The organism is Neoroseomonas eburnea (genome assembly GCF_018129005.1).
Lineage (GTDB): Bacteria > Pseudomonadota > Alphaproteobacteria > Acetobacterales > Acetobacteraceae > Neoroseomonas > Neoroseomonas eburnea.
In genome coordinates this window covers 36,816-44,015 of sequence record NZ_JAAEDL010000036.1, presented here as the reverse complement: position 1 = coordinate 44,015, position 7,200 = coordinate 36,816, and the positions used below count along the sequence as shown (strand labels likewise).

The following is a 7,200-nucleotide window of genomic DNA, read 5'->3' as shown; positions in this document are numbered from 1 at the left end:
TCCGCTCCTCGAAGCCATGCCCGCCGATGAATCATGTCCGGCCGCGTCGGATCAACCCAAAGAGTCCGCCCTTTGTGCGCCGGGTATCAGGTCGGATTCTTCGCTCTGCGTCTCCTTGGCGCGGGCGATGAGGCTGCTGAATCCCGACAAGAGGCTTGGCACATAAAGTCCGCAAATTTAAGAGCTTGGACCTTGTGGGCTAAATCGCCCAACCCTCAAGGTCCGGAGACTCTCCGCCATTCCGGAGAGAAAATCCGCCCTCGTTGCAGCCGCGTACCCTCAAGGTCGCGGCCGAAAACCGCGGGAAACCTGCGCCTGAACGCGACGGGCCGATCAGGAAAGACAGGTTGTAAGGAAACCGACTGGAGCAGCGGTGGCAACCGGGGAATGAAACTCTCTGGGCGGTGAGACTTGCGCGTCACTCATGCTAACAGAAAGCCTAGGATTTCACGTCGTCGAGGGTCAGCCTTTTCTTCGGCCCGATCGTGCTGTGTTCGGACATGCGTCAGGCAGGTCGCTGCGGGTCAAGGCTCTCCTGCTCCAGTGTCCAGGTTCTGTCCGCCGTCAGGAACTGGGCGACAGGGGCTATGGCGCTGGATGATGCCCCGAGTACAGCCAGAGCGGGTTCACCGTCGGCTTCGCGGCCCCGGGTCATCGCAAGTTCGGGATCCATGAGGTGCGGCTTGAGGCCCGGCAGTGCTTCCTCAAGGAGGGCAAAGATGCGCACTCCTCCCGGGTCTATATCGCCCCAATGCCAGACGCCGTCGACGTGGCTTGCGAGAACTGCGGCGGCACGCAGCACGGCGGCCGACGGAAAGCCGCCCGTGTAAAGCACGAACCCCTCATCGCGCTGTTCACGGACGTGCCTGTTGAAGCTGGCGAGGTTCTCAATAAGGAGGAGGTACGGCGCTCGGCGAGTCGGCCTCATTGTCGAAATGAGCTCCTCGGGTAACCCCACATAGGGGGCGCCCGCGATCTCCGGGACACCCGGCAAGGCGAAGCTTGCTCGTAGGAGGACGGGCGGCAGGAAGGCGGACACACCGAAGGAACGGAGGACATCGTCTGCCCCAACGCCGTCATCGATGCTGAAGGCCCGTCTCAACAGCGCGACGACATGCCGACGCCGCTCCTCCAGGGCCTTGGTGCGACCGGTCGCCTCGACGCTGAGCCGCCGCCGGTCGCGGCCGGCACCGCCCTGGGCAAGTGCCGCCAGCAGCTGGAACGTCTCTCGGGCTGCTTCTGGGTCATCGGGGGACAGCCCGAATGGCGCCTCGCCGCGCGCCCAGCGGGCAGAGCAGTGCTCCGCGAGGCCCGAGAGCCAATCAACCGCACCCGAGAGGGCAGGAGCGATGGCCTCGTGGAGGCGTCGCGCCCTCGCCCCATAGCGTTGGACTCCGAGGAAGCTCGCCAGCGCATCTGCATCCACGATGCGGACGCGTCGTACCAAGCCGGCTCGGTAGCCGTCGTGCCGATCCAATTGGACCGCGCGCGCTTGCTCTGCAGCCTCAAGCAATCTGGCGCTCGGCTCAACCTCGGCCGGCGACAGCTCATGGTCCTGCCAAGCCAAAGACCGGGCGGCGGCCCCCCGCACCTCAGCGAGTTCGGCCTCACGTAGCAGGCGGGTGAGGAGCCGAATTGCGGGGCCCGCCGTGTCCTCCCGCGGGCCAGCCGGCACTTTAGGCGTCGGCGCGCGCCTGACGGGCACGGTCCCAGTCCTCCAGCGTCTGCTCGAACGGATTGTCGGCCTTCAACATGCGGCGATACTCCTCGGAGCCGTGGTGGGTCACGAGATGAACAGTACGGCCCAACCGAACAACCTCGACGATGGTCTCGAACCTTGACGCAAACGAATATCGCTTTCCGGTCGGGCCCGCCGCCAGCATCTGCAGCCCAAGGGTGCCCATCAAATCCAAGACTGTCCCGATATTGGCCTCGTCGAGCTTGGCGAATGCCTCGTCGAAGACTGCAGGGGCAAACCCGATGTCTTCGGGCGATGTGCCGGGCTGGATGTTGTTTGCGGCCGCCAAGGCCGTGCCGACGGCCACGTAGGAGGGTGCTTCACGCTCCCCGCCAGAGCCAGTGCGCAGTCTCTGGCTGAGGTAGCCGAGCACACGACCGGTTTCTCGATGCCGCATCTCAAGATCGTATATGAAGTAGCCCCGGTAGTCCGACAGTGCCCTTATGTCGTCCTCGATTCCTGCGCCGTCGCCCTCCAGCAGGGCGAGAACACGCCGCTTTCCGCGGGCGACAGGATCGTCCATGTCATCGGCGTCCAGCGGTCCCTCGGCCGCCTCCGGGTTCAATCGAACAGCCTCGGCCGCGGTCAGCACGTCGGCGAGCTCAGGTTTCTCTGTTGGCCGGAACGCGTAAATCTCGTCCTTAAACGGTCGTGCGCGTAGATGGCGGTTCAAGTCGTTCAGAAGGCGCTTGGCCCCAGCCACCCTAGCAGCCAGGTTTACGAACAGGTCTTGGCGCAGACCTTGAGACACCTTCTCTGCGGCCGATACGGCGGCGTCCTTGTGCTCGCGGAGCTCGTGCCCGCGGAGGCGGTCGAGCCGTTCCCGGACCCAGCGAACAGCACCCTCGACTTCTCCGAGGCTAGAGGGGTCGGGGGCTCCGTCCCGGCGGGGGGCCTCTCCATGCTTGTGCCAATAGGCGACAAGCGCGTTGAAGCCCGCTCGCCATTGCGCTTCTGCCTCTCGATCTGCGTTCGCTGCCCGCCCGCGGGCTTCGTCAATCAGGCTTGTGAAGCCTGCGCGACGGCCTCGGCGTTCTGTCAACTCTGCCTCCGCCGCCGCCATCTCATCCATCTCCGCCGGAAGCGCGGTCAGCGTTTCGTCTGCACGGCGCGCTTCACGTTCGGCTCCTTCGAGGTCGGCCTTGGCCCGTGACAAGCCGTCGCGGACTAGGTCACGCCGACCAGACGCCTTGCGCCTGCTTTGGTCGACCTGCGCGACGCGGTCATCTGCGTGCTTCAGCCGCTCGGCTAGCTCGGCGGGCACCTCGGCGGACATCCGCTCGACCTCGGCCTGCGCCGCGTTAAGGGCAGCGTCGGCGGCCTTGAAGCTGCCCAGGGCGGCCTCAAAGTCATCGGGTGCGGGCAGAGCCTCGGCAGCCAGCTCGAGCTTGGTTGCTGCCCGTGCGAGGTTGCCGGCCGTTGTCTCGGCTACCCTTAGCGCGTCCATTGCGACATCGTGCTCGGCCGCGAGTTGGCGGACGTCATCCTCAGTGTACCGCCGCCCCAGCACAAGTTGGTCCGTCGGCCTCCGATTCTGGATGCCACCGCCAGACGCGACCTGGCAGTCACGAGTAACCGCTCGGCCGGCCGCTTCGAGATCCGCCTCGGTCTCAACCCGTCGGAACGCACCAAGGCGCTGATTGAGGAATGCCCTTGCCCGGCGATCAGAGGTACGCACGACCTCTGCAAGTGATCCTCGCTCTGGAGCCCCACCGAAGCGGTCGACCAGGGCTGCCTGCACCACGATGCAGTCGTAGAAGCGCGCGCGCTCACGCCGGACACGTCGGACAGCTGCCTGGACATGCGCTGCGTCCACCAGCACCGCCTCTCGTCCGGCGCCGAGCACGGTTTCGACTGCTTGTGCCCAGGACGGGTCTGTGACCTCAACGACGGCACAAAGTGGCTGCGGCGTCATGCCTTCAGCGGAGAGCACTTCGACCAGGTCGCGCGTCTCTCGCCTTAGCCGAAAGCCGCCCCGCCGCGCGTCGGCAAGGCGGCCCTCGATCTCTTCTAAGCGGGTCTTCGCGTCAACGACGGCACGCGCCCCGGCCTCCGCCTGGATCCGCATCGTTCGACACGCCTCACCTATCGCTCCTCGCTCCGCAAGCGCCCGCCTGACAGCATCGCCATCGCCCGGCCAAGCGCTCGCGAGATCCCCAACAACGGCAGTTTGGAACGAAGCTCTGAGCGTGTTGGCACCTGCAATCGATCGAGTTGCCGCCTCAACTCGAAGGGCCTCCACTACGACGCGCAGCTTCTCACGTTGAGCATCGAGGGGCGCCCTTGCCTCGGCAAGAAGTCGCCTTGCATCAGCGTGCACGGCCTTGGCTTCGGCGAGCCTCGCCCGCGACGGATCAGCGTCTAGGGCACGCCGAGCGTCCTCGCGCTCGGCCTGGGCTTCTCCCATGTCTAATTCGAGTTGTCGGAGCTCCGCCTCGCATGATTTGAGCTCGACCTCACGGTCGGTAATGGTCTCCTGGGACGAACGGACCCTAACCCTTGCGGCTTCGCGTTCCGCCAGTGCACCAAGCAGTCGCGCTACCCGTGCCACTGACCTCTGTCGAAGGTGTGCATCGAGCCGGTCCGCGACACTCGTAAGCTCCCGCTCCTTGACCTCCAGCGCCCGTATCCGCTCAACCACGTCACGGTAGCGTCGCATATCCTCTCTGAGCCCGCGCAGGTCGAGCGGATCTTCAGGCAATACGTAGTTGCGAACGAAGTCATCTGGGTTCTCTACGCCCCTGAACCTGACCGCGAGCCGCAGAGCCCGAAGCCAATGCTCTGGGTTTGCTGCCCCATGCCGACCCCTGAGGTGAACAAGCAGGCCCTTGACATACTGGCCTGGCTGGTCGCGGTAGGTTTGCAGCGTTTGGCCGGCGCTCCGCGCCATAGCTTCAAGGCGGGGCCTGAGCTCGGGCCAAGGCGAAGCCGCGCCTTCGAGGCGCCCCGCAACGTGTAGGTCGGACGCGCGCAGTTCCACGCCGGGGACGACGAACAGCGCCTCGAGTTCCTCCTCCGGCTTCGCCTCGTCGGCGTAGAGGCCGACGCCAAAGCTGTGAAGGCGGCCACCCGCATCGTCCGAAACCACGAGCACCACATACGTCATGCCGCCCTGGCGCAGTGGCTCCTCGTCCGGCCCACCAAGCCGGCCGATGCAGTAGTCTCGCACAGTGCGACGCCCCTGCCTCCTGCCATCTTCGGCCCGTGCATTGGGGCTGAAGTACCGCCGGTCGCCTCCCGTCAATGCTAGTTGCACGGCGTCCAAGATGGAGCTCTTGCCCGCGCCGTTGTCGCCAACGAATGCAACATCCCCGCGAACTTCCACCTCCTGAGCCGCAAAGGCATACCAATTCACAAGGATGATGCGGCGAAGGAGAATCACGTCGAGTTCCCCTCCCCGAAGGACGGTACCTCGGAAAGGTCGGCGTCTGTGGCGTTAACCTCGGCCGCCTGGGACCGGCGCCTTGAGACGATTTCCGATGCGAAAGCTTCAAGTCGGGTCAGCGCATCGAGCCCCACTGCGTGCAACAGCCCAGCGCGCAAATGTACAACTCTGTTTCGGTCCTCGCCTTCTACGGCCTCACCCTCCCGGGCGACGCCTGGCCCGAGCGAGCTGATGACCTCCGATAGTCCTGTAGTCCCTCGAAGGCGCGGCAGGCTGTCCTTGCGTCTGCCCGATAACTCCTCCAGCTTCGCTATCAACTCGTCGGTCGTGACCTCAACCTCGCCGTCGTCGTTGATGCGCCCCGGGATCCCGTCTTGGTATGCAACCCGCATCGTTAGCAGCAGCAGGCTGTCCTCAAGCGGGAGGCGCCGCCCCCTACCGTCAACCGGCACCGCACCCACCATGCCAGCACGCTCGTCGATGATTAGTCGACGCCCAACCGCGAGCATCAGGTCGCCGAAGTAGTCGCGGTTCGCAATCACAGTGGCGACCAACCGGGACGAACCACGGTCGGTCCGATAGGCAAACTGGCGTGTCAGCAGGACGTCAGCGGCCGCCTGGAAGTCCTCAAGCTTCCGGCCCCGGTTCGCGCTTGCTTCCAGCGCTTCTTCGAGATCACTCAGCACCGATCTTCCCCCGCGCGCCGGGAACGAGGCGGAAGTCAGGGCCATCGAGCATTGCGCTAACCGCCCGGCCCGGCAGCGATTCCACCGTGAAGCCCGGCCAGTTCACGCGCCGCAACGTGAGTACGGGGATCGCGCAGGTTGCGACCGCATCCTCGATGCTATCGATGGAGATGTCTGCGGCTCGGCGAGGCTCGCCGTCTGCACACTGCCGCGCGACGAACTCGGCGAGCATCGCATTTCCGACCCTTGTCCGCTCTAGGAAAGCGCGGCGAGCTTCGACAAACGCAGCGAGACGTGGGTCCGGAGGTTCTCTAGATGGTGGGGTCGAGTCTAGCCTAGTGCGAGGGGCGCGCGGTACCGCAAGCGTGTGCGGGGCTAGTTGGCCCGGCTCTGGGGCGAGGGTTGTGATCGGAACCTGATCACCTGGTTCCGCGTACCTCCCAAGCTCCCTCAGTAGCGCGTGAAGCCGTTCGCCACTTCCCTCACCTACTAGGTCCAGATAAGCGACAGTGATCGCGACCCGCCGCTCGATGCGCCGTCTGACGCCGTCCAGCCGAGTCATCAAACGGTCGAGGCCAAGTAGGTTCGAACGGACACGTTCGAGGTCGTCCCTAACGGCCATGCGCGCCGCGCCAATGTCGGGCGCAAGTTCCTGGTCGGCGTAGGCGAAGGCGAGACGCCGAAGCGCCTCGGGATCGTCGAGCAACCGCGACGCTAAGTCGATGACCTCACCCCGGTGGCGGTAGGGGTTATGAGCAGTCTTCAAGACGTGCCAGTCGGCGATCACGACAGAGACGAAGCTCGCGAAGAACCTACCCAGGGTCCGGCCGGGGTCTGACTCCTCCAATATCTCCCTCTCGATGCGCCGCAATCCTGCGACCAAGCCGCGGAGCCGCCAAAGGAAGTCTTCAGCGCGACCGGCGGTGTCACGCACCGCGAGCGCATTTCCCTCTGGGTTGTCACGTACGCCCTGAAGTGCGGATCGCATGGCTGCGACGGCACCACCTAGAGTCGCCGCAGACCCACGCTCCAGGTCGCGCAAGAACCGCACCAGCCGCTGCACCGGCTCGGGCATGTCGACACGGGTGCGATAGGCGTCTGGGTAGGGCGCAAGCCATCCCGCATCTACGAGAACACGGTAGGCGCTAGCGCCCGGGCTCTCCGCCGCCTGCGCATCCTCCACACCGAGGAGTCCCACCGAGCGCCGCTGCCGGACTTGGTCATCGATGAAAGCTGTGACCTGACGCGCAAGTGGATGGTCTTCTAGCGGGTCAGCGTAGAATTCCTCCCATATCTCGACGATAAGCCGCGCGTACTCGACCCGCGATGCGCGGTGGAATACGCCAAACAGGGTATTGGGCAGCACGCCGAACAAGCGCTGCCGTTCATGC

The 7,200-nt window shown here is 65.2% G+C and carries 4 protein-coding genes; all 4 read right to left on the bottom strand.

Annotated elements, in window-relative coordinates; all coding sequences use genetic code 11:
- Nucleotides 1-505: 505 nt before the first annotated feature.
- Nucleotides 506-1,591, bottom strand: coding sequence for a Wadjet anti-phage system protein JetD domain-containing protein (locus GXW74_RS24385; RefSeq protein WP_338148324.1), 1,086 nt, complete (start codon nt 1,589-1,591; stop codon nt 506-508).
- A gap of 85 nt (nt 1,592-1,676) precedes the next feature.
- Nucleotides 1,677-5,120, bottom strand: a complete 3,444-nt coding sequence (locus GXW74_RS28705; RefSeq protein ID WP_211849194.1) for an SbcC/MukB-like Walker B domain-containing protein — start codon at nt 5,118-5,120, stop codon at nt 1,677-1,679.
- Entirely contained in the window at nt 5,117-5,809 is a 693-nt protein-coding gene (locus tag GXW74_RS24375; protein ID WP_211849193.1) for a DUF4194 domain-containing protein, read from the bottom strand. The genes GXW74_RS28705 and GXW74_RS24375 overlap by 4 nt, the downstream gene beginning before the upstream one ends.
- Entirely contained in the window at nt 5,799-7,175 is a 1,377-nt protein-coding gene (locus GXW74_RS24370) for a Wadjet anti-phage system protein JetA family protein (RefSeq protein WP_338148323.1), read from the bottom strand. Before GXW74_RS24370 ends, GXW74_RS24375 begins: the two co-directional genes overlap by 11 nt.
- Between the last annotated feature and the right edge of the window lie 25 nt (nt 7,176-7,200).